Genomic DNA, 22,991 nt, shown 5'->3' on the forward strand with positions numbered 1-22,991 from the left:
AGGAGAATCGCTATGACAAAAAAGTTCAATAAAGGCAGCAATAATCAAAATTCACCAAGAGGAAATCAATCAGCCATCAGCGGAGATAACAGCAAGGGCAATAAGAGGAATAAAGATCAAAAGGATAAGACTGATTTGGATTAAGAGAAAACCGGCTTCGGTTTAGAAGCCGGTTTTTCATATTAAAAGCTATCCATAACCGAGTTTTCCGGAATCCTGAACGGGTCATTTTTATCAATTCGATCATAAAACATTATTCCGTTCAGATGGTCGATTTCATGCTGCATAATGATGGCCGGGATACCCTTGAATCGGAGTGTCACTTCTTCGCCTTCAAAATTATGGGCTTTTACCTTAATGCGCTCATAACGGGGTACATACCCTTTTACGTCACGGTCTACAGACAGGCAGCCCTCACCCTCCGGCAGGAAAATGACACCGATAGAGTGGCTGATGATTCTTGGATTAATTACGAAATACTCCTGAGGCTCAGCTTTTTCATTGGTAAAATAGGCGGTAAACATCCGTTTGTTAAGGCCAATTTGGTTGGCAGATAGCCCAATGCCCGGACGCAAGCCATATTTCTTTGCAATGGCAGGGTCCTGGCTGTTCTTCAAATATTGCATCATCGCAATCAGCGTTCCGCGATCTTCTTCAGTCAAAGGCACTGTGACTTCATTTGTTGCCTCACGCAGGATCGGATCCCCTTCCCGCACAATATCTTTCATAGTAATGATTGTATCAGCATTAAATTTACTCATAAATAAACAATTCATCTACCTTTACTTTTAATGTTTTAGAAATTCTAAAAGCTAACTCCAATGTGGGATCATATTTATTATTTTCTATGCAATTGATTGTCTGCCTGGCCACACTGCATTCTTGAGCGAGCCTTTTCTGAGTTATTCCCAGCTTTTTTCGTATTTCCTTTATTTTATTTTTCATCCTATCACCTTTTGGGCTGAAACTGTTTTTATGGTAGCATTTCAGATGGCAGGATGTCCAACACTTTGGACATTGGTTGGTGTGCATGAAATTTCCCCCGTGAAAAATAGAAGATATTTGCAAAATTTTGATTTTATCCGCAATTTTACTTGCTTTTTAGCGAACAAACACAAAATATCCGAGAAATTGCAAAAAAACCAGTGCAGATCTTTCTCCACACTGGTTCCTAGTTGTCTACGCCTCTGCTTCTACCAGAGTTTCAGCTGGCTTTTTCTTTTTCAGCAGCAGCTTGAGCTCTCTTTTATATTTTCTCTTAGTAAGAATGTAAAGAAAATCTCCCTGCTCAATTTGGGTGTTGCCTGTTGGAGTAATTAACTCATCTTTACGAATGATTGCATTGACGAGTGCGCCTTCAGGAAACGGGATCTCCATCAGATTTTGCCCGATAATGAATGCATCTTCTTCTATTTCGAATTCAATCATTTCAGCATCTGCTTTTCCAAGGGAGACCAATTCCAGGGAATGCATGGGAGTAGCCTTCTCAGGCCCAGCCAGACCGAGCTTTTCGGCTAACCATGTAATCGTTGACCCCTGGATAAGAGCGCTTGTCAGGACAACGAAAAAGACAACATTGAAAATTTCGTGACTTCCTTCCACACCGGATAACAGCGGGAAAGTGGCCAGCACGATTGGCACAGCTCCTTTTAAACCTGCCCAAGATAAGAAGATCAATTCCTTCATTGAGAAGCCCATCTTGATGGTGGTTAAGAACACAGCAGCAGGTCTGGCAACAAACATAAGAAGAGCTGAAAGAGCCAGGCCTTTTAGCAAAATGTCAGATTGGAAAAGTTCATTCGGGAAGACCAGGAGACCCAAAATGACGAACATCGCAATTTGCATCATCCAGGCAAACCCTTCTGTAAAACGGAAAACAGAGTGGCGATAGGCAATGTCTGCATTTCCTATCATAATACCTGCTACATATACAGCAAGAAGGCCGCTGCCTCCCAGATAAGCAGTTATTCCATATGTCAGCATCGCAAATCCAGTTGCAAACACAGGATAAAGCCCGCTTGAATCCAAGTTAATTTTATTCAATGACCATATTGCGAATTTGCCAAACAGGAGACCGGCTATTGCTCCCACTCCCATTTGGATAAAGAAGGAACCAATAAGAGAGAAAATGCCGGAGCCAGGAGTCATAATCAACTCAATCATGGCAACTGTCAGGAACACTGCCATGGGATCATTGGAGCCAGACTCGGCTTCCAATGTTGCGGAAATCCTGGGCTTTATATTTTGCCCTTTTAATACAGCAAAAACGGCAGCTGCATCAGTTGATCCGACAATCGCGCCAAAAAGCACCGCGACAGGCCAATCTGCCCCGAGAATAAACTTTGCCGCCACGGCAACAAGCCCGGTAGTAATTACAACACCTAAGGTTGCCAATGATAAGGAAGGTACAATGACCGTCCGAGCTGTTTTCCAGTTCGTCTGCAGTCCTCCTTCAAACAAAATAATGATAAAGGCCAAAACCCCAATCATCTGCGCAATTCTCGCATTATCAAAATAAATGAATTGCCCCAATCCCATCCCGACCGCGATAAAGAGAACAAGAGCAGGCACACCAAGCCGTGCAGAAAATTTAGTTGTCATAACACCAATAATAAAAAGGATAGCAGCCAATAGGATAAGTGCATCTGTGTGCCAAATAAATTCAGCCAATACGATCACCTTCTTTATTTAGATTTAATCAAAGGATATAGGTAATAAAAAATGTTCTATTATTGTTGAGGAATTCGTTTTATTGAATCAGTAAAGCTGTATGAAAGGAGACTATCATGCAAAATTGAGTCTCTTGATCAGACTTAAGTGACTTTTTTACAACGGAGAATTTGCCTTGAATGACTTGTGCCCTGTACGAAAAAGGCAGAATTAAATGTTAGCCAGTGTAATGCCAGGAGAGGTGATGACAGCAGTTCATGACGGATCTTCAGTAGGGTGAAGATCTGCTATTAGAAAAGAAGTGACAGTGAGTCGCGAGCTTTGTTTCCAGCATAAGATTATCTTTTGCCGCTTTCAATATCTTTATCGATTTTTTTAATGTAACATAAATACATCATAACATATATTATGTAACATTGCACTTCATATGCATGCTTTTAAAAAAATCGGACTTGCCATTAGGCAAATCCGCTAAATTTCTTTAGATAGATGAATCATCGCATCTTCCAGTTTATACGCCTTATATCCGCAGCGTTTATAGAGGTTTACCGCACTATCCCATGCAATATTTGTTTCGAGGACAACTTTTCTGTAACCGGCTGCTTTGGCGCGATCCTCCAGTTGCCGTACCATCATACTGGCAATGCCCTGACCCCGGAATTCCTTTTTTACAGACATTCGCTGCAGCCTGCATTCCCCATTGCCTTCATTGGTTATTGCACCCGTACACACCAGTTCATTTTCAATCAAACCAGCCAGAAAGAGGGTGCCTTCACCGTTATATGTTTCTGTAAGGCAATTCAAATCAGGATTTAACGAATGGTCAATAAATCCGAAGCGTTCCTGGAATCCATTCAGTATTAATTCTTTTGCAGCAGTCTCGTGATCTTTTAAGATCGGTACAAACTTTATATCCGATTTAATCATTTTCAGCTCAGCAGCAGCCAGCTTTTTATCGCATACCTCAGGCACACCGACATTAATTGTTTTTCCATTGACAGTTGTGATTTCCATAGATTCTCCTGTTTTTTCCTTTTATAATAAGATATTAGCAGTAAAAAGAGAATTCTATTTAGAAAGTTAATATTACCAGAGCTTCTCTCTAGAACTTTTGCTGCTCTGAATATTGCGCATCCCCCTCGGGACAAAAACGTTAAACTATATTCTGTACGCCTCAAGTCTTAGCTAAAATTAAAGCTGGGGCTCAATGTGCATGAAATGGCATTAACATACAATATAATTAAGAAATTTTTGAAGGAAAGCAGGGGTTCATAGTGAAAAGGATTTTCGCCATTTTTATCATTTTAATCTGTTCTTATTTGCTTTTTACCGGTGTAAACAGCTGGCTAAGTTCTGGAGGAAGCAGTACCGAAGCTTCTCTCAGCGAGAGGACAGATAATATCAGCATAGATGTATCAAGTTCAGATACAGTCATTATTCCTGAAAAGAGAAATAATGTTAAAGCTGTGCTTGACGGTAAAGGGAAGGTGACCGTAAACAAGTCAGGAGACGAAGTTCGTGTAGAATACAAAAGAAAGTGGCTCGACGGCTTTCAGTTTTTCAATAATAAAACCAATCTGAAGATTTACATTCCTGATGATTTCAATAAGTCCATGTCCATTGACATTGGTTCTGGCCGTCTGAATTTTGCCGGTGAATCTGAAAGCAAGCCTTTCGAGCTTGAGAGTCTGAATGTTCATATGAGCTCCGGCAAAGTCAGCCTTGCCAACATTAAGACTGATGAATTTGAGCATGAAGGTTCATCAGGGATGATGGAAGCAGATCATATCATTACCCGTGCAGGAGAAATAGATATGAGTTCCGGCAAAGTAAAGATCCGCAACTACCAGGGCAAACTTGATGCCGGAGTATCTTCGGGACAGCTGGATATAATGGTCGGCAAACTGATTGACTCAATTAAAGTGGAAGCAAGTTCAGGCTTTGTCCGTCTTGATTTGCCTGATGATGCTGACTTCACCTTAAAGGGCAAAGCAAGCAGCGGCCATATCAGCAGCAATATTGAATTAGATGATGAGAAACGTGATAAAAATGATATTTCCGGCAAACATGGATCAGGGGAACATGACATCCGTATCTCTGTATCCAGCGGGAAAGCTGAAATTAATTAACTGCTGCATTGAAGTCCGGGAAATCGGGCTTTTTTTAATGCTGAAAGGGGGTTAACACTCGACACCATGGGGAAATAGTCTTATACCTATTATTTTGACAAACGAAATTTCACAAAGGAGTGGAGTCTTGAAGAAAGCTATTTTACTGGCATCCATTCTGCTGTCAGGCTGCTCTTCACCATCCTGGATTCCCGGCCAGGAAAGTGAAACTGAATCCGAAGAACAGGAGGACGGCAAAGTGTTAATTGATGCCCCTCATTATTTGCAAAAGCCTGAGCTTGAAAGAGGATGTGAAGTAACCAGTCTTGCTATGCTCCTGAATCATGCAGGAGAAGAGACCGATAAAATGGAATTAGCCGAAAAAATAAACCGTGTTCCTTTCGAAAAGGATGGCTATAGGGGAAATATTCATAAAGGCTTTGTTGGCAATATGCAGACATTGGATGAACCTGGACTCGGTGCCTACCATGAACCCGTTGCAGAACTGGCTGAAAGCCATTTGCCAGGAAAAATTGAAGACCTGACAGGCAGCGGGTTCGACAAAGTAATAGAGCAGCTTGATGACGGAAGACCAGTCTGGGTGATCATCACCAGCACTTACGATGTATTGCCTGATTCAGAATGGGAAACCTGGGAAACTAAAGATGGCCCCGTCAAAATAACCTACCGAATGCATGCTGTATTAGTCACAGGCTATGATGAAGATCATATCTATGCAAATGATCCGCTTAAGGAGAAAAATACCCAATACCAAAAGGACAAGTTCATTGCCGGATGGGAACAGATAGGAAGACAGGCAATCACTTATGTGGATAAATAAAAAACCCGGATGTATGGGGATAACTTTTTGTTTTAAATCAAGATCACCTATGTGGATAACTCTATTGTCTTCTTGGATTATCCACTTAGTGTGGATGAATCGGGGTTTAATTGTGGATACTTCAGAATAATTGAAAAAGTCAATGAACTAGTTATGCACATTTTGAAATAATGGGAAGCTCTAACATGAAAATAATCCTCAATCCGTGGATGATTTGTGAATTACAAATTTTAAACTAAGCCGAAAGCTTCGGCCAGCAGTTTGTACGAATTCAGTTTGTCTTGAAAGCCATGAATATTGGTAATGACCATAAACTCATCTGTTCCGTAGATTTCGCTGAGCAGCTTCAATTCCTCTTTTACTTTTGCCGGGGTGCCGACTAACATCCGCTTGCGGTTTTCAGTAATTTTTTCGTTTTCCACATGTGTGAGCTGGATACCTTCAGCTTCTATGCTTGGGATTAATCTCGTATCTCGCCCTTTTTCAACTGCCAGAAGCCACATATCCTGGCTCAAAGCCAGCTTCTCGGCCTCTTCCTGTGTCTCAGCGCATACAACAAAAATACACACATTTGCTTTCGGCTCAGACAAAGCTGATGAAGGATGGAATTGGCTGAAATATGTATCCATTGCTTTCTTTCCGTTGGCAGGATTGATAAAGTGGCCATACGTAAAGGCAGTTCCATATTCCGCTGCCAGTCTTGCTCCCCGATGTGTAATTCCAAGAAGCCACAATAGTGCAGGATCTTCAGCCTGTGGAAAAGCTTTCACTTGCTGATAAGGATGGCCTTCTGGAAGCTCTTTGTTCAAAAACCCCTGCAAATCCCTAAGCTGTCTCGGAAACTCATTCAGACTTTTCCTTACTCCATCTGTCAGCGCAAGCCGGGTGGATGCGGATCCTCCGGGAGACCTCCCAATGCCTAAATCGATTCGTCCAGGAAATAGAGTTTGGAGCACATTAAAATTTTCGGCAATTTTATAAGGGCTGTATTGCGGCAGAAGGATTCCACCTGAACCGACATTAATTCTGCTGGTGCTTGATGCAATATGGGAGATAAGAATTTCCGGTGAGGAGCCAGCCAGTCCATTCGAATTATGATGCTCAGCCACCCAAAAACGGGAGTAGCCAAGCTCTTCTGCCACTTGGGCATGCTTCACTGTTTTACGAAAAGTTTCAGCTGCAGTATCCCCTTTTGCCACGACAGATTGATCCAAAACACTGAGCTTCATTAGAACACCCCCTTTTATTGAAGATGATCTTATCACAAGAAATACATTTTCCTCAAATGTCTCAACTGCGCAAGCGATTTATTAGGAAATTTACAGCCTTTCTGGTAGTATATGAATGATTTTTTTTGAGGAGGAAAAACAATGCATACATTAAAAGGCAAAACAGCTCTAATTACAGGAGCAGGCAGAGGAATCGGGCGTGCAGCAGCTATCGCGCTCGCGAAAGAAGGCGTCAATATTGGTTTACTTGGCCGCACGATTGAAAATCTTGAAAAAATGGCGGATGAACTTAGCCAGTACGATGTGAATGTATCTGCTGCTGCAGCCGATGTTGCCGACCTTGAAGCCGTTACCCATGCAGTTGAGCATATTAAGTCAGACCTTGGCTCTGTGGATATCCTGATTAACAATGCCGGAATTGCCAAATTTGGAGGATTCCTGGAACTATCTCCTGATGAGTGGGAAAGCATCATCCAGGTCAACTTGATGGGTGTTTATAATGTTACAAGAGCCGTTCTTCCTGAAATGATTGAACAGAAGTCCGGAGACATTATCAACATTGCATCCACAGCCGGCCAAAAAGGTGCACCTGTCACTAGTGCATACAGCGCATCCAAATTTGCCGTTTTAGGCTTAACAGAGTCCCTGATGCTTGAGGTTCGAAAGCATAATATCCGAGTTAGCGCATTGACTCCAAGCACGGTTGCCACTGACCTTGCGATTGAAACAAACCTGACAGACGGCAACCCGGAGAAAGTTATGCAGCCGGAAGACCTCGCAGAATTCATGGTTGCACAGCTGAAATTAAACCCTCGGGTGTTTGTGAAGACAGCAGGCATGTGGTCGACAAATCCATAAGATTTTGGAGAAGCCCCAATCGTTTAATGATTGGGGCTTTATTTTTCTTTTTGAAATAAACTTTTTCTCCCATCAAAAAGAGACTGCCTTAAAGACAGTCTCAACATAACTTAATTTGCACTTCTTTTAAATGGCCACCAATTTGCCTGGCCGAAGTTCTTGACCATAACCGGAATAAATAAAGGCAGCACTACCAGTGCGTAAAGCATTAATCCGACTAGAACGATGGACGCGATCTGCAATAGCGACAGCATTCCGGATGGCATCATTGCCGCGAATGTTCCGCCAAGGATAACGGCAGCTGAGATAATAACTGTGCCCATCTTCTTCATGGACAACAGCATGGCGTCTGCAATTGAAAGGTCACGATATTCATTAAAGCGGTCCATTAAGAAAATGCTATAGTCAACACCAAGTGCGACCAAAATAACGAATGCAAAGAATGGAACCGCCCAGCTGATGCCCGAATATCCGAGCAGATTTACAAAAATCGCTTCATTCATTGCCATACTTGTATAGTAGGTCAAAATCAATGAACCAATTAAATAGATTGGCATTATGATAGACCTGAAAAGGAACACAAGAATGATCGAAATGCCAAGCAGCATCAATACAACTGTACGGGAATAATCCTGATCTGACATTGTACTCAAATCAGCATTCGTGCTAGTAATCCCGCCCACTGCGACAACTGCATTTTCAAGCTTAGTCCCTTTTGCCGCTCTTTCCACAGCTTCTTTGATTTCGTCCACCTGGTTAATGGCTTCGTTGGAGTAAGGATTTGCTTCAAGCACTACATCCATTGTCATCACTTTACGGTCCTCTGACAAATAGACATCAAATACCTGGGCAAACTCTTCATCCTCCAGAACTTCAGGCGGCAGATAGAAACCATCCATATTTTCCGAATTTGATAGGCCTGCCAGATAATCCTGTGCCGAACCGAGACCTTCGGACACCTGTTCCAGTCCATCTGCGCTCTGGCCAAGACCATCTGTCAGCTGGCTGATTTGTCCGCCAAGATCGCCGAATCCTGCCAGCAGCTGTTCCTGCCCGCCATTGATTCCTGCTAAACCATTTGTCAGCTTCGGAAAATTATCGACGATTTGCCCCTGCCCGTCAGCAAGCTGATTGAGTCCTGCCTGCTGAGCTTCAATTCCTTTGATAAGCTGCTGGAGTCCGGCAGATAGTTTTGACTGTTCTTTTAGAATCACATCAAATCCATTATTTGCTTCTAACAATCCATTATTTAACTCAGTAATCCTCAAATTCAGCTCAGATAAAGCCCCTGTAACCTCACCCAAATTCTTTTGTATAGCCTGTTTGTAAGTCTGGTAGGTTTGATCCGCTGCTAACTGATCATAATTGGCATCAAGGTGGTTATATAAGGCATCATTTGCTGCCATTATTTCACCCAGTCCTGTACCGGCCTTAGAATATCCAGCTTGCAGCTGGGTTAACCCTTGTTGGGATAACTGGTAACCGTTTAAGAGTATTTGATAATTTGCTGTAAGCTCTTCCGCTCCAGCTTTCGCATCAGCTAAGCCGGCTTTAATTTGATCTGAACCCGCAGACCCCTGACGAATACCATCTTCAATTTTTGCAAGGTTCGTTTGAATTTCGCCAAGGCCGGACTTGATTTCATTGGTGCCAGAGATCAAATCATTGATGCCTTTTGTGGCATTCTGCAGCTCAGGCTCTGATTTTGACAGTTCGCTGCTTGCTTCACTTAAGCCGTCTGAAATTTTGTTTAATCCGTCCTTACCTTCTCCTAGGCCTTCTTCAAGAGTCTCAGCTTGTTTGGCAACAAAGAAGTCTTCGATTGGCTCTCCAGTCGGTCTTGTGACAGAGCGGACTGTATCCACCAGATCTACTTTTTCAACCTCACGGCTGATTTTTTCAGCCAGGCCTACATATTCTGCGGAATCCATTTCCTCATCGTTTTTCAAGACGATTTGCGTTGGCATGGATTCTCCGGGCCCAAAGCTGTCAGCAATAGCATTAAACGCTTTAATGGAATTAACATCTCCGCCGATTTCCTCAAGGGAGTTGTAAGAAAGTTCTCCGTCATATGTCACCAGGAACGGCACACAAACGGCTGCCACTATTAGCAATGCCAGAAATGGACGCGCAAGCGAGAATCGACCGACTGTACCCCATAGCTTGCTTTCTCCATGCTCTGCACTCTTCTTCGAAGGCCAGAAAATTTTCTGCCCCAGCACTGCCATAAAGAATGGCACAATGGTAAATAAAGCAATTAATAATATTGCTACACCAATGGCCACAGCTGCTGCTGACTGATAAAGAATAAATTGCGAGAAGCCAATTGCAGCAAAGCCAATCATAACAGCCAAACCGCTGAAAAATACTGTTCGTCCCGCATTTCGGTATGTTGCCACAATGGCATCCGCTGTGCTTTCATTATAAGAAAGTTCTTCTTTAAAACGGCTTAACAGCAGGATACAATAGTCTGTTCCAATCCCAAACAGAATCGCCACAAGGAAAATCTGGGTATAGTTCGAAATAGGAAAATCCAGTCTATCAACTAAAAATGCCACAATGGATTGTGAGGCAAGATAGGTAAATCCAACTGTCAGCAGCGGGATCATTGGCGCAACCACTGATCGGAATACCAGCAGCAGAACAACCAGAATAAAGACGACTGTGATTCCTTCCGTTTTTTTCAGTCCTTCCTGCGAACTGTTCATGAGATCTTCATTAATCAGCCATTCACTCGTATAATAATGATCTACCTTTGCATCATCAATAGCTGAATAAAGCTCTTCACTCAGCTCAGCTGGCTCACGGTCGTTCCAGCTTACATTGACAGAAGCCAAAATGGACTTGCCATCCTCTGAAACCAGCTGTTCTTTCAAGCTTTCTTCATTAAAATGGGTAAGAATTTCCGTAATTCCCATTTCATCGCTCTTATCCTCAAGCGTCCGGATAGCTTTCTCCGCTTCTTTGATTTCTTCTCCAGTGAGCTTTTTATCATTATGGAAAACAAGTGCAACCTGGGTCTCATCCCCGCCGCCTTCCTGCTTCTGCACTTCTTGCATAATATCCCCGGCAAGTGTGGATGAATACTCTTCAGGCACAGTAATCTGCCCTTTATCGCGGACCAGATCTGCCATGTTTGGCGCTGCCATAAACAAGCCGGCAACCACTGCGATCCAAACGGCAATGACAAGCCATTTTCTTTTAATAATTGAATACACTCTTTAATCCCCCGCTTTGTTTTCTGATAAAGTGAAACTTCAATCAGTGGGGGTTCTCTCCCACCCGCTGATTGTTAGTTGAACCAATCTGGCCTATACGGGCAGTTTGTCTCCCGCCCATACTCCTTCGATTGCTCTGAGTCTAAAGCGGGAGTCTTACTGCCCGTTAGACTGCGATAGTACTTTATCCAATTTTTCAAAGGTTTCAATGAACTGCTGGATTTCGGCCTGATCAAATCTGTTTATCAGTGATTCTACAAGGTTATGAATCTTTTCTTCTGCTTTGACGTACAACTCATTCCCTTTTTCGGTAAGTGTCAAATAGACAACCCTGCGATCATTTTCATCTCGTGTTCGCTGAATCAGCCCTTTTTCCCACATGCGCGTGATCATCGCAGTAATCGCGCTCTTTTTCACGTCAAACACTTCTGCAAGCTCTGACGAAGTACAAGATCCCACCTGATTTATGTACCTCAGTGTAAAATGCTGGTCATTGGTCAGATCGCTGCCAATCTGATTTTTCACAAGTGACGCAGCCTTTTTCTCAACGGAAAAAGAAACCGCAATATACCGGTCGACCAAATCCTTAATATTTGGCACATTCACTTATATATTCACCTCACAAAGAAATTATTCTATCATTTAACTGTTCAACTATTTAACTATTAACGTAGTTAACTTTAATGGAGCGAACTTGGCTTGTCAATAAAAAAATCCAATGCATATTTAGTTCCGCGTCTCACACCTTCCTTCTTCCCGCTAACTGATTGGAGAAGTCTTTTAACGGTGTCTCTTGATTCTATCCCTAAATATTCCTTTGCTTGGGCATTGGAGATTGATTGGTCAATTAGAAGAGAGTAATCCTGAAGGGATTGAATATGCCCATCTTTGGAGAGATGTTTGCAAGCTGAACAGATCCACCTCCCATGCATTCTTATCATCGGAAAGGAAAAGCATTTCTGGCATTGGACCCCTTGTTTAAGCTCAGCGGGACTTATTTGATATCGCTGGAGGATCTCTGTTAAAAGGGGAGTATGGCTGATTTCAAGTTTGGTGATCAGCTTTTTAAGCTGTCTGGTGGAATAAGCTTCAGTTTTGTATTTATTTATAAAGTAATTGATTTTATAGGGGATTTCTGAGGAAGGAATAACCAGCTGTGGGTTGATTTTATCGCGGGGATGGAATTTGATGACCGAGCGTTCATTGCCTATAACAACCAGAGGTTCGATCGGCGGCACGGGAAATCTTTGTTCTTCTATCCAGCTTTTTAAATGATAGGCTTGTCTTTTTACCTGTTTGACTGGGTCAGGAAATCCCTCCTCTGTATCTTCGATGGTACGAACCAGCTGGGTAAATACAGGATTAAAGTACAGTGAACCTGAAATGTTTTTAACCTCCAGGATAGAGATGAAAAAAGGGGTGAGAATGAGGATATCTATTTGAAAGTAATGTTTACCAGCAGAGAGCCTTAAATCATGGAAAATATAATAATCCTTCTCTGGAAGATAGCTTAAATGATACTCAAGAGACTTTTCACCTTTGTATCCTGCCCTTTGTTTAGCATAATCCTCTTCGATATACCTCCTTTTTGAATGGTTATCGGGTATTCTGTTCAAAAGTGCCTCCAATTGGTGCAGAAGGAGTGGCTTTGTTTTTGATTTTACAATCATATTTTGACTCCTTTCTTTATAATTCAACTAAAAATTCTGCATGCAGGAATCAGATTCCTCCCTTATGGGCGAAATTTCAATTTTATGAGCGACATTTGAGATTTATGAGCGATTTTATTATTTTATGAGCGAAATTTAAAGTTTATCGGCGAAAAACCAGAATTTATGAGCGAAACAGAAAAAGGCGCGATTCACCATCAACACCCCATCAGCAGTTAAAGCAATAATGTTATGTAAAGTTACTTTCGTTGCTTCCCCAAATATTTTTATGTAAAATTCATAAAAAGACGATAGTAACGAAGGGGCGATTTTGATGAAAGTATTGGCCTTGCTGGGCAGTACCAGAGAACACGGGAACTCGGAGTATTTAGCGAAAAAGATCATAGAAGGTACTGATCACACTTTGGTAAAATTAACAGACCTGCAAATCGAACCGATTGTGGATCAGAGGCATGCGGATGGGGGCTTTACACCGGTTGATGACGACTATGAACAATTAGTGCAGCACATGCTTTCACATGATGTTTTTGTATTCGCCACCCCTTTATACTGGTATGGCATGAGCGGGCCGATGAAGGATTTCTTTGATCGCTGGTCACAGTATCTAAGGGATGAACGCTTTAATCTGAAAGAGGAGCTGGCAAAGAAGAAAGCTTACGTTGTTATTACAGGCGGCAGCAGCGCGAAAGTAAAAGGACTTCCCCTTGTTCAGCAATTCCAATATATCTTCGAGTTTGTGGGTATGGAGTTTGCTGACTATATCATTGGAAGCGGAGTAAAGCCGGGAGAAGTTAAAGAGGACACTCTTGCTTTAGCGAAGGCCGAACAGTGGAATACATTATTTTCAAATTAAAAAGGCGGACCCCTGTGTCCGCCTTTTTCATATCACGATTCCTGTCTTACCCTGGAATCTTTTTTCAGCTGATTTTCCGCATCAGGGTCTAAATATAATTTCCTGCTTGGCATAGCGACATAAACACGTTCATTTTCAAGAATGTCCATGATCTCAAAATTGATTTCTTCCTTAATTTTCAGGAATTCGCCCCAATTTGTCGTTTTGGTAAAGAAGTAAAGGAAGATATCGAGCCCATTTTCTTTGTAGTCGTCAAAGGTCACAAGAATGGTTTCCGGATGAATATCCGGATGATTTTTTAACAAATATTCGATCTGCCCGACCACATTCGCCATTTGATCTTTAGTTGTATCATGAGTAACGCGCAACCTAAAGCTGATTTGCCTTTTCCCCATCTTGCTCCAGTTTGTAATGGATTCATTTGCTAAAGTAGCATTAGGAACTGTAACCAGCGCCTGGGCGAATGTCCTTACCCTGGTGCTTCGAAAAGAAATATCTTCAACCGTTCCCTCCACACTTGGCGTCATAATCCAATCGCCAATCGTGAATGGCTTTTCCGTAATAATGACAAATCCGCCAAACAAATTGCCAAGTACATCCTTGGCAGCAAAAGCAATGGCGACCCCGCCTAAGCCAAGCCCCGCCACAAAGCCATTCACATCATACCCAAACTCCTGGGCAACCACGCTTATACTGATTGCCACAATAACAACTCTCAAGGCCTTTGAGATAAACGGAATGAGAATATCATCAATTTCCAGGTTGTACCTAACCTTTAGACTGGTAAAAAGGGCAGATGATGCAGCTGCCATATTGTACAAGCCCCACGTAAGCAAGATTATGAATGAAGAGCTTATTATATCTAGAAATAGGGAATTATGCTGATTTAAGTAAGGAAAATAACCGACAGAAACATAGATTCCTATAATGATAAATAACCACTGAATCGGCTTTTGAAATGAAACAAATATATGTGAGAAAAAGTCATTTGGCGCTTTTCTGCTAAGCCTTAATAATAGTGTAAATACATATTTGGTGAAAAGCTTCCGGAAAATGAGAAACAGCAGGAAAATCCCAATTGATATTCCCAGATCCACCAATATATCTTCTTTCATGTAAGTTTCCCAGAACATATGATTAACCTCCTTGATGCTATTTGTTATCATAACATAATTCTATAAGACAGGTTATCATACGAAATTCCCTAAAAAACGAATTGGAAAGACCTTTCTTTATCCGAAGAACATGCCGAGTTCAATACCCAGAAAAGCCAGGAGTATCCCCCCGCCATAGCTCAATACATTATAAAGCATGAGCTCTTTTTTCCTTTTATCCATATGGAGCTGTATTGCTTCCAGCTTAAATGTAGAAAAAGTAGTGAAAGCCCCCATAAAACCAGTGCCGAGCAGCATGAAAAAACTGCCTTCTATTCCTGAACCCACCATGATTCCAAGAAGAAGGGAACCCATTAAGTTAATAACAAGCGTAGCAGCAGGGACCCTCGACACCATCCTTTTATTTATAGCCTGACTGACCCACAGCCGACATATCGCTCCAAAGAAACCGCCTATCCCCACCAGAAGAACATGAAACAAACTCATCCAGTTTCTTCTCCTTTCCTGACCTGAAACCCTAATCGGCTCATCCATAGTCCGCCAAAAATGCTGGCTGCAATATACAAAACGGCCAGAGCTGTCTTTCCATTGAGAAAGAGTGTGACCGTTTCAATGCTTAGTGTTGAAAAAGTGGTAAAAGATCCAACAAAACCAGTTCCGAGTGCTGCTTTTATATGAGCTGGCCAACTAAAACGCACCATCAGCCCTGTCGTTATCCAAGCCAGAAGAAAACTTCCCAGTAAATTAACCGTCAAAGTAGCAAATGGAAAAACGGCACTTTCATGAAAGAGAGAAACACCAATAATGTACCGCAAAGAGGCTCCTAAAAATCCTGCGGCCCCAACCCATAAATAAACCATATCCATCCCTCCATTTCTCTTAGTCTGCCCATAAGAAAAGCGCAAGCGCCTTGCCCACAACACCTCGAGGGGGTAAACGCTCTTTCAAAAGCTAGCGCTTTTAGTCGTACGATGATAAGTGTGCCGAAGCGTCCTTGTAGAGCTAGACTGAAATCGACGTTCATAACTTATATTTTCTTATTTTACATAAAAAGACTCCTGCCAGTTACCACATAACCGGCAGGAGTCATTAGCCAAAAGGCGGTTAAAGGTGAACTCCATCACCTTATGATACGTATCTTTACTAACACTATAAAATATTTCTCCAAGGATTAAAAGATCTTTATTCATAGCTCAATAAGTATTCCCCTTTTTTATAAAAAACGCTGAAAGAAGTAATCCATATAACAGATGGCCTAAAAGCCAAAAAACTATGGCAGAAACAGATGTAAGTTCTGGGGTGCGGTCGGATAAAGCAGTCGTTGGATAAAGCAGGACTCCTATGGAAAAGGTTATTAATAAAGTGCGGACGATGATTTGGGACCTGTTCCACCGGTATTTCCTTATGATTAGTAATAAGCTGACTGCTAAAACGGCAGAAATGATCAGATGAAATACAAATTCGATTAATTCGGGAAAATGGTAATTTTTCAAAATAGGGAAGTAATCCACATTTAAAAGCAATGTATACACTTTTACTCCAGAGAATAACTCAATCATTTTCAGGAATAAGCCCAGAAAAATTCCAGATAGCAGTCCCGTAAAAACACCCTTTGCCCAAAGTCTCCGCATATTTTCATCTTATCCTTCCCATTGATTGCATACTGAAAAGAAGGCCACTATTTATGATGTTCCGGGGCCTGGCCTATCTTAAGCCCAGTCTTGGACTGTCTGATAAAGTCCTGTATTTCCTCAATTGTTAACCCCAGTTGTTTTGCTGTCATAATTAGCTCTACCCATTCTTTATCAATTTTCCCCTCAGACGTTTCCATTCCTTTTCCACTCTCCCGTAAAGATTCTGTTCCCCTCAGAAGTCTTCATTGAGTGCTGCTTTTTTTAATCATTCCATATAGGAATAAATGGACAATTTCATTTGCTAAACCTTCTGGAGTTTTTAATCCTTTAAATAATTTGGTTAATGTCAGGCGTTCAATAATCCCTGTCAGACTTTCAGCTACAGTTCCCATATCAATATCTTCCCTGAAGTATCCTGCTTGCTGCTCTGACACGAGGTTGGCTTCAATTTGCCCAGCTAGTATTTCTTTGATTTCCTCGGCATCCGGGGCCATGAAAAAACCGATTCGGGTCAAATTTTGATTTTCCATAAGAAATTTAAAAATAGCAGAGAGGCCTGAGGTTATTCGTTCAGGCAATGCAGGCAAATCAATGCCTGGTTCCAAACGGCTATTGGACGTAAGTTCGGAAAGCCGGTCACGAAAAAGATCGACAAGTTCATGAAATATAGCATCTTTGCTTTCAAAGTACAGGTAAAAAGAAGGCTGTGTCAGATTTGCCTTTTTCACAATCTCGCTTATTTTTGTATGAAAATAGCCCTTCTGTGCAAATTCCTCCGCAGCAATTTCAAGAAGCAGTGCACGGCTCTGCTCCCCGCAGGCCCCTTTTTTCCGTCCTCTATGTCCCATAAATAACATCTCCGTCTGCATTATATTACTCACAAGTATTATCCACTATCACTATTGGGAAAGTCAATTAATTATCTGAATTTTTTATAAATAAGTAAAAAATTATGTTATAGTCAAAAAAGGGAACATATATTCTTATTCTACACTGGGGGATGTGAAATGGAAAGTTATCGGAAGTACAATTTAAAGGAGAAATAGAAAACTTTTTTGAGGAAGAAAGTTAAAAAAAACAATAAAAAACCACCAAATATGTATTTGGTGGAGACGGAGGGAGTCGAACCCTCGTCCAGAAATATCGGCACTTAAGCTTCTACGAGTGTAGTCGATATATTCGCGGTTCGCTGATCCTTATGCCTATCGACGGGCGTCCGGCCAGCTAGCCTGGTTGTTCTCTTCCTTCATCCTCAGGCGGTGAAATCCGGCGTAGCCCACTAAAAGTGAGTCCGCTACCCTACCACATGGGCGATGGAGGGGCGAACCGCTAAAGGCCTATTAGGCAGCTAAAGCGAAGTTGTTTTGAGTTTTGCCAGTTATTGGCTTTGACGTTTTAACGAGGCCGATCCCCTCGACTCGCAACCTAAGCTCGAACTATCCCTGTCGAATCCGTAGCGTCCCCATTATAATAGGTCTGCGTCGAATCTTATTCAGCACGCTGACGTTCGGATAAGCTCGAAATAGATGAGCTAAAGATTGTGTCACTCGCTGTGACAATTACTATTATAGCACACTGAGCTCATTTTTCAATTGTAAGGTTCTGGATTTACATTTTCTGCCTTTCGCGGAAAGCACGCTCGACTTCACGCTTGGCTTCTTTCTTCTTCAGATCCTCCCGCTTGTCATATTTCTTTTTACCCCTTGCCAGGCCAATTAAAACTTTTGCATAACCATTTTTGAGGTACATTTTTAATGGAACGATCGAGTAGCCGACTTCCTTAGACTCACCAATCAGCTTGCTGATTTCTTTTCTATGCAAAAGAAGCTTTCTTGTCCTTAGCGGATCGTGATTGTAGCGGTTTCCCTGCTCATAAGGACTGACATGCATACCGAAAAGATAGATTTCATTGTTTTGAATTCTGGCATATGAATCCTTCAGATTCACCTTTCCTGCACGGATTGATTTAATTTCCGTCCCCTGCAGAACAATACCCGCTTCGTATGTTTCTTCTATAGCATAGTCATGATAGGCCTTTTTATTTTGCGCAACCATTTTGCCAGTTCCTTTTGGCATGTTGAATCCCCCTTTGCTCCTCTTTCCTGATAACAGGAAATGCAGCCTCCGTTCTATAGCGGTCTCTCTATTATAGCAAAATTGCATGACCTTCTCAACGAGGAGCCCTGCTGTGAAGGGAAAGAGAGAGCCTTCTAGGCCCTCCCCATTTTCTTTACCGCTTCTTTTTCTTCCGCTTTGCTTTTGGCGCATTTTCGAAATGCTTTTTCTCTTTTTTCTTTCTCGGGCCGCCTGAACTGTTTCCTTTTCCCTGGTCAGACTTGCCTCTGCGCGGCTTTTTCTCGGTGCTGCCTGTCTTGAACACCTTTGGCGCTTCTCTTGATTCCCGTCTGCGGGTTCCCTTCATGCCGACGATTTCAAAATCAATCGAGCGTTCGTCTTTATTTACATTGACGACACGAACAGTGATCTCGTCGCCTATGCGGAACACATTTCCTGTACGCTCGCCAATCATCGCCATCTGGCGCTCGTCATAGCGGTAATAATCGTCCGTCATATAGCTGACATGAATAAGGCCTTCGATCGTGTTTGGAAGCTCGACAAACATTCCAAAATTCGTAACAGAACTGATGATGCCATCATATTCTTCGCCAATTTTATCAGCCATGTATTCCGCTTTCTTAAGCTCATCTGTTTCGCGTTCCGCTTCCACTGCACGGCGCTCCATATTGGAAGAATGCTCAGCAATATCAGGGAGCTGTACGTTCCACTTTTCCCTTGTCGCCTGATCCAGCTTGCCTTCAATTAAATAGGTGCGGATTAGTCTGTGGACAATTAAGTCCGGGTAACGGCGAATCGGTGAAGTGAAGTGTGTGTAAAACTCTGTTGATAACCCGAAATGGCCTAGGCTCTCTTCATAATATTTCGCCTGCTGCATGGAGCGGAGCATCACTGTGGATATAACCATTTCTTCCGGCTTTCCCTGAACCTCTTCAATGATTTCCTGGAGAGCACGCGGATGAACGGAATTGGCTGTTCCTTTTACAATATAGCCAAAGTTCGTGATAAACTCGAAAAATCTTCTCAGCTTATCTTCCTTCGGATCTTCATGGATGCGGTAAATGAAAGGTACATCCATCCAATGGAAGTGCTCAGCAACGGTTTCATTGGCTGCGAGCATAAACTCTTCAATCAGACGCTCCGCAATCGAGCGTTCGCGCAATGCCACTTCTGTCGGATTGCCCTCTTCATCCACAATGACCTTCGCTTCTTTAAAATCAAAGTCGATAGCTCCGCGATGCATTCTCTTTTTACGCAAAATCAGAGAAAGCTCCTTCATCAGCTCGAACATCGGCACAAGCGGTTGATACCTGTTGATAAGTTCTTCGTCCTGCTCTTCCAAAATCTTATTCACATCTGAATAAGTCATCCGTTCCGTTGTTTTAATCACACTCTGGAAAATCTCATGATTCACCACTTCCCCGTCCGGTGTGATTTCCATCTCACAAGAAAGGGTAAGACGGTCCACTTTCGGATTCAAAGAGCAGATGCCGTTTGATAAGCGATGCGGAATCATCGGGATCACCCTGTCCACTAAATACACGGAGGTTGCCCGCTCCTCGGCCTCCCGGTCGATTGGTGAGTCTTCGCGTACATAATAAGTAACATCGGCAATATGGACACCCAGTCTGTAATGGCCGTTTTCAAGCTTTTGGACCATTACTGCGTCATCAAGGTCTTTCGCATCAGCACCGTCAATGGTAACGATGACTTCGTCTCTAAGATCCCGGCGGTTTTCCAGTTCACTTGGATCAATCGTATCCGGCGTTTCCTCGGCCTGCTTAAGCACCTCATCCGGAAACTCAAGCGGAAGGCCATGCTTGTGAATAACAGATAGAATATCCACACCCGGGTCATTTTTATGCCCGAGAATGTCAATAACTTCTCCCTCTGCGCTCTTTCTGCCTTCTGGATAAGTGGTCAGTTTTACAACGACCTTGTGCCCTTCAACAGCACCTTTTGATGCTGCTTTGGGGATAAAAATATCACTGGCAAACTTTTTGTCATCCGGGATAACAAATCCAAAATGCTTGCTTTCCGTATAGGTTCCGACAATTTGTGTAACACCGCGTTCTAAGATGCGGACAATTGTACCTTCCCGCCTCTGTCCTGAACTCTCAGTCGTCACACGCGCAAGAACGATATCGCCATTTAAGGCATTATTTGTTTCATTGGGCGGGATAAAAATATCATCCATTCCCTGCTCTTCCGGAATGACAAAGGCAAACCCCTTTGCGTGGCCGGAAAGCTTGCCGCGGATAAGATTCATTTTTTCCGGCAAGCCGTAGCGATTGCTTCTTGTCCTGACGACAAGCCCTTTTTCCTCCATGACAACAAGTGCCTTGACGAAATCTTTGAAGCCAGTGGAATCCTCTATTCCAAAGGCTGATTCCAGCTCCTGAACCGTCAATGGCTTATACGCTTCATCTTTCATATAATGAAGCAGCTTGTCGATCAGTTGTTGTATATTATTTTCCATATCTTCATCCCTCCTTGGGGAGTTTTTCTTCTGGTATTATTCTTCCCAATCAAGCTTTTCTAAAAACGCATACACATCTTCATGCAGCTGGTCGCGCTCTTTATCGAGAGTAATCACGTGCCCGGATTCTTCGTACCACGTCAGCTTCTTTAAGTCATTCTCCACTTCATTAAAAATGATATTAGCACTGTCCGTGTTGATCATATGGTCATGTCGTGCCTGTACAACAAATGTTGGGGAGTAAATCATATCCACATGATTGCGCACATCCGCGATCAGCTCCTGGAGTGCCTTTAATGTATTCATCGGTGTTTTTTGGAACTCTTCCATTTCCTGTTTAATTTGATCTTCCGGCTTTCCTTCAAGTCTCTTATATTCTCTTGCGTAGCTCAGAATTCCTTCATACATGACTTCTTCGCTTTTTATGTACATAGGTGCGCACATCGGAATAATACCCTTTACAGGTACAGTGTAACCCAATTTAAGGGAAAATACGCCGCCAAGAGAAAGTCCAGCCACTGCAATTTCTTTATGTCCCTTGTTTTTTAGAAATTCGTACCCTTCCATCACATCTTTCCACCAGTCTTCCGGGCCTGTATGAACAAGCTCTTCCGGCGGAACTCCATGTCCCTTATACTGCGGTGCATGACAGGTATAACCCTTTGTTTCAAGAAATCTTGCCATCATTCTTACATCTGCTGTATTTCCGGTAAAACCATGCAGCAGCAGGACTGCTCTTTTTCCATTTCCAAATGTAAACGGTTTTGGCGCAACAACTCTCATTGATAAAACTCCTTTTACCTTTATAATTCCTATATTTTTATTAATCAAACGTTTGATTAAATCTGCATTCCTTATTTTTAACAAACAGCGGGGCAACATGCCAATAAAAAAGCTTTCTTATGTAAAAAATGTGAACGTTAGCCAAAATAGGCAAATGTACAGAGCCAAAAATAAAAGCCTGACCTTCTGAAGGCCAGGCGCTGCACTCATTTATATCGCAAAATAAGAAACTAAAACAGTAAGGATAAAGAATAAAACGGAAAGAACGATCGTGATGCGGTGAAGAATCAGATCAATTCCGCGTGCCTTTTGCTTTCCAAAAAGCTGCTCAGCTCCCCCTGAAATGGCACCGGAAAGACCTGCGCTTTTACCAGACTGAAGGAGTACAACTACAATAAGGCCAATCGAAACTATGACTAAAAGGGTAATCAATAATGTATGCATGAAGCCACCTCCCGAAAACGTACAATCACATTATTCTTAATTTATCACATTTTTATTGTATAAACAATAAGATTTTGGCAGGACCTGTTAGTTGGATGGACTTTTATAGCAGTTGAGAGAATCTATATTTTGAAAGGACTGATGCCATTGATCATAAAAGAGCGGAAGATAACAAATTTTATCCTAAGCATGAATGCCTTAATGAGAAGACTGCCGCTATAACATCCGAAAGTGATTTAACGAAGCGAAAAGCAGGTATTCGCGGAGAAGAAGCTGTGGATTACTTATTAAAAGATTTACCTGAGTTCATAATCCTTAAAGATATTCGGCTTTCCAATGGAAACAGCGACTTCTATCAAATCGATGTGCTGCTCCTATGTTCAAACTTCCTTCTTATCCTCGAAATTAAGAATATCTCCGGCACTTTTTGAACCCGCATTTAACCAGCTGATTCAGAGCAAGCAAGAAAATGAAAGAGGTTTTCTTGATCCTTTAATACAAGCTAAAAGGCAGCAAAAGGAACTTGCAAAATGGCTAGCTGATCGAAAGATTCATACACCCAGCAATCTTTCTACTTTTATCAAGACTTCCTCTTATCACAAATTGGCCTTAGAAAAGGTGCTGCATGCGGGCCATCTGAGAGAAAGGATTGATAAACTAAAGGAGAAATATCCGGTAGGAAAATTAACAGACAGAGGGATCAGAAAGTTAAGCAGAGCTATTACAAAAAAGCATATCCCTGCGAATTACAATGTCCTAAAATACTATGAAATTGATATAAAAGAGATTATTACCGGCATTCAATGTCCTGCCTGCAGCAGATTTTCAATGAAAAGGGTGCGGTGCACCTGGAAATGCAGAAGTTGCCATACTGCTGATAAGGAAGCACATATTAGAACACTCCATGATTACCTTCTTTTGATTAGTTCCTCTATTACAAATCAACAATTTCGGGAATTCACCCATTTATTTTCCTCAAATATTGCAAAAAAGCTGCTGACTGCGCTGAAACT

Annotated in this window: 24 protein-coding genes, 1 other RNA gene and 1 riboswitch; of the genes, 6 read left to right on the forward strand and 19 right to left on the reverse strand. The window is 42.2% G+C overall.

All coding sequences use genetic code 11. The features are described from left to right. Window positions 1–12: 12 nt before the first annotated feature. Window positions 13–144: a hypothetical protein gene (locus ACR42H_RS23525; RefSeq protein WP_019383278.1), complete on the forward strand. Its 132-nt coding sequence runs from the start codon at window positions 13–15 to the stop codon at window positions 142–144. A 38-nt stretch (window positions 145–182) separates the two neighbouring features. Here ACR42H_RS23525 and def read toward each other — a convergent pair whose 3' ends face one another. The 4 genes from def to ACR42H_RS23545 all read right to left on the reverse strand — a co-directional run bounded on the left by def (window position 183) and on the right by ACR42H_RS23545 (window position 3,684). Next, window positions 183–761: a peptide deformylase gene (gene def, locus ACR42H_RS23530; RefSeq protein WP_113883675.1), complete on the reverse strand. Its 579-nt coding sequence runs from the start codon at window positions 759–761 to the stop codon at window positions 183–185. Then, window positions 754–945, reverse strand: a complete 192-nt coding sequence (locus ACR42H_RS23535; RefSeq protein ID WP_113883676.1) for a helix-turn-helix transcriptional regulator — start codon at window positions 943–945, stop codon at window positions 754–756. Before ACR42H_RS23535 ends, def begins: the two co-directional genes overlap by 8 nt. 234 nt (window positions 946–1,179) lie before the next feature. Beyond that, the gene (locus tag ACR42H_RS23540; RefSeq protein ID WP_113883677.1) at window positions 1,180–2,670 is read right to left on the reverse strand and encodes a potassium/proton antiporter; all 1,491 of its coding nucleotides are present in this window, start codon (window positions 2,668–2,670) and stop codon (window positions 1,180–1,182) included. 471 nt (window positions 2,671–3,141) lie between these two features. Then, window positions 3,142–3,684: a GNAT family N-acetyltransferase gene (locus ACR42H_RS23545; RefSeq protein ID WP_113883678.1), complete on the reverse strand. Its 543-nt coding sequence runs from the start codon at window positions 3,682–3,684 to the stop codon at window positions 3,142–3,144. Between the two features lie 260 nt (window positions 3,685–3,944). On the opposite strand from ACR42H_RS23545, the gene liaG reads away from it, so the two are divergent. Beyond that, entirely contained in the window at window positions 3,945–4,799 is an 855-nt protein-coding gene (liaG, locus tag ACR42H_RS23550) for a LiaG family protein (protein WP_436373527.1), read from the forward strand. A gap of 127 nt (window positions 4,800–4,926) precedes the next feature. Continuing rightward, the gene (locus tag ACR42H_RS23555) at window positions 4,927–5,619 is read left to right on the forward strand and encodes a C39 family peptidase (RefSeq protein WP_113883680.1); all 693 of its coding nucleotides are present in this window, start codon (window positions 4,927–4,929) and stop codon (window positions 5,617–5,619) included. 230 nt (window positions 5,620–5,849) lie between these two features. Here ACR42H_RS23555 and ACR42H_RS23560 read toward each other — a convergent pair whose 3' ends face one another. Next, on the reverse strand, window positions 5,850–6,848 hold the full coding sequence (locus ACR42H_RS23560; RefSeq protein WP_436373529.1) for an LLM class flavin-dependent oxidoreductase: 999 nt from the start codon (window positions 6,846–6,848) through the stop codon (window positions 5,850–5,852). A 141-nt stretch (window positions 6,849–6,989) separates the two neighbouring features. Between ACR42H_RS23560 and ACR42H_RS23565 the strand changes: the two genes are divergently transcribed. Further along, window positions 6,990–7,706: a 3-ketoacyl-ACP reductase gene (locus tag ACR42H_RS23565; protein WP_009331790.1), complete on the forward strand. Its 717-nt coding sequence runs from the start codon at window positions 6,990–6,992 to the stop codon at window positions 7,704–7,706. A gap of 110 nt (window positions 7,707–7,816) precedes the next feature. On the opposite strand, the gene ACR42H_RS23570 is transcribed toward ACR42H_RS23565, so the two are convergent. From ACR42H_RS23570 to ACR42H_RS23580, 3 genes are all read right to left on the reverse strand, one after another. Next, complete coding sequence (locus ACR42H_RS23570) at window positions 7,817–10,924, reverse strand: MMPL family transporter (protein ID WP_436373531.1); 3,108 nt, start codon at window positions 10,922–10,924, stop codon at window positions 7,817–7,819. Window positions 10,925–11,080: 156 nt separating this feature from the next. Continuing rightward, window positions 11,081–11,530 carry a MarR family winged helix-turn-helix transcriptional regulator gene (locus ACR42H_RS23575; RefSeq protein ID WP_009331792.1) on the reverse strand — a complete coding sequence of 150 codons (450 nt, stop codon included), beginning with the start codon at window positions 11,528–11,530 and terminating at the stop codon, window positions 11,081–11,083. A 74-nt stretch (window positions 11,531–11,604) separates the two neighbouring features. Continuing rightward, a complete protein-coding gene (locus tag ACR42H_RS23580; protein ID WP_436373534.1) occupies window positions 11,605–12,594 on the reverse strand; it encodes a nuclease-related domain-containing protein in 990 nt (329 codons plus the stop codon). Window positions 12,595–12,907: 313 nt separating this feature from the next. On the opposite strand from ACR42H_RS23580, the gene ACR42H_RS23585 reads away from it, so the two are divergent. Further along, the gene (locus ACR42H_RS23585) at window positions 12,908–13,447 is read left to right on the forward strand and encodes a flavodoxin family protein (RefSeq protein ID WP_113883686.1); all 540 of its coding nucleotides are present in this window, start codon (window positions 12,908–12,910) and stop codon (window positions 13,445–13,447) included. Between the two features lie 32 nt (window positions 13,448–13,479). Here the strand turns inward: ACR42H_RS23585 and ACR42H_RS23590 are convergent, their stop codons facing one another. From ACR42H_RS23590 to secG, 11 genes are all read right to left on the reverse strand, one after another. Beyond that, the gene (locus ACR42H_RS23590; protein ID WP_113883687.1) at window positions 13,480–14,580 is read right to left on the reverse strand and encodes a mechanosensitive ion channel family protein; all 1,101 of its coding nucleotides are present in this window, start codon (window positions 14,578–14,580) and stop codon (window positions 13,480–13,482) included. Window positions 14,581–14,679: 99 nt separating this feature from the next. Next, window positions 14,680–15,048 (reverse strand): fluoride efflux transporter CrcB, encoded by a 369-nt coding sequence (gene crcB, locus ACR42H_RS23595; protein ID WP_436373537.1) that lies wholly within the window; start codon window positions 15,046–15,048, stop codon window positions 14,680–14,682. Next, window positions 15,045–15,422 carry a fluoride efflux transporter FluC gene (locus tag ACR42H_RS23600; protein ID WP_436373539.1) on the reverse strand — a complete coding sequence of 126 codons (378 nt, stop codon included), beginning with the start codon at window positions 15,420–15,422 and terminating at the stop codon, window positions 15,045–15,047. Before ACR42H_RS23600 ends, crcB begins: the two co-directional genes overlap by 4 nt. A 213-nt stretch (window positions 15,423–15,635) precedes the next feature. Further along, window positions 15,636–15,696, reverse strand: a riboswitch (Fluoride riboswitch). 59 nt (window positions 15,697–15,755) lie between these two features. Further along, window positions 15,756–16,193 (reverse strand): hypothetical protein, encoded by a 438-nt coding sequence (locus tag ACR42H_RS23605; protein ID WP_436373541.1) that lies wholly within the window; start codon window positions 16,191–16,193, stop codon window positions 15,756–15,758. 47 nt (window positions 16,194–16,240) lie between these two features. Further along, the gene (locus ACR42H_RS23610) at window positions 16,241–16,393 is read right to left on the reverse strand and encodes an anti-repressor SinI family protein (RefSeq protein ID WP_436373543.1); all 153 of its coding nucleotides are present in this window, start codon (window positions 16,391–16,393) and stop codon (window positions 16,241–16,243) included. A gap of 45 nt (window positions 16,394–16,438) precedes the next feature. Beyond that, window positions 16,439–17,044 (reverse strand): TetR/AcrR family transcriptional regulator, encoded by a 606-nt coding sequence (locus ACR42H_RS23615; RefSeq protein ID WP_113883692.1) that lies wholly within the window; start codon window positions 17,042–17,044, stop codon window positions 16,439–16,441. A gap of 256 nt (window positions 17,045–17,300) precedes the next feature. Beyond that, window positions 17,301–17,660, reverse strand: a transfer-messenger RNA (tmRNA) gene (gene ssrA, locus ACR42H_RS23620). A 144-nt stretch (window positions 17,661–17,804) separates the two neighbouring features. Then, entirely contained in the window at window positions 17,805–18,272 is a 468-nt protein-coding gene (smpB, locus tag ACR42H_RS23625) for an SsrA-binding protein SmpB (protein ID WP_009331807.1), read from the reverse strand. Window positions 18,273–18,426: 154 nt separating this feature from the next. After that, window positions 18,427–20,751, reverse strand: a complete 2,325-nt coding sequence (rnr, locus tag ACR42H_RS23630; RefSeq protein WP_436373546.1) for a ribonuclease R — start codon at window positions 20,749–20,751, stop codon at window positions 18,427–18,429. 36 nt (window positions 20,752–20,787) lie between these two features. Beyond that, the gene (locus tag ACR42H_RS23635; protein ID WP_113883695.1) at window positions 20,788–21,534 is read right to left on the reverse strand and encodes an alpha/beta hydrolase; all 747 of its coding nucleotides are present in this window, start codon (window positions 21,532–21,534) and stop codon (window positions 20,788–20,790) included. Window positions 21,535–21,744: 210 nt separating this feature from the next. After that, a complete protein-coding gene (gene secG, locus ACR42H_RS23640) occupies window positions 21,745–21,978 on the reverse strand; it encodes a preprotein translocase subunit SecG (protein ID WP_009331810.1) in 234 nt (77 codons plus the stop codon). A 275-nt stretch (window positions 21,979–22,253) separates the two neighbouring features. Between secG and ACR42H_RS23645 the strand changes: the two genes are divergently transcribed. After that, window positions 22,254–22,409 carry a nuclease-related domain-containing protein gene (locus ACR42H_RS23645; protein WP_166672524.1) on the forward strand — a complete coding sequence of 52 codons (156 nt, stop codon included), beginning with the start codon at window positions 22,254–22,256 and terminating at the stop codon, window positions 22,407–22,409. Window positions 22,410–22,991: the final 582 nt, after the last annotated feature.

Source organism: Cytobacillus sp. BC1816, from assembly GCF_051353635.1.
In the GTDB taxonomy this organism is placed as follows: Bacteria; Bacillota; Bacilli; order Bacillales; family Cytobacillaceae; genus Cytobacillus; species Cytobacillus oceanisediminis_C.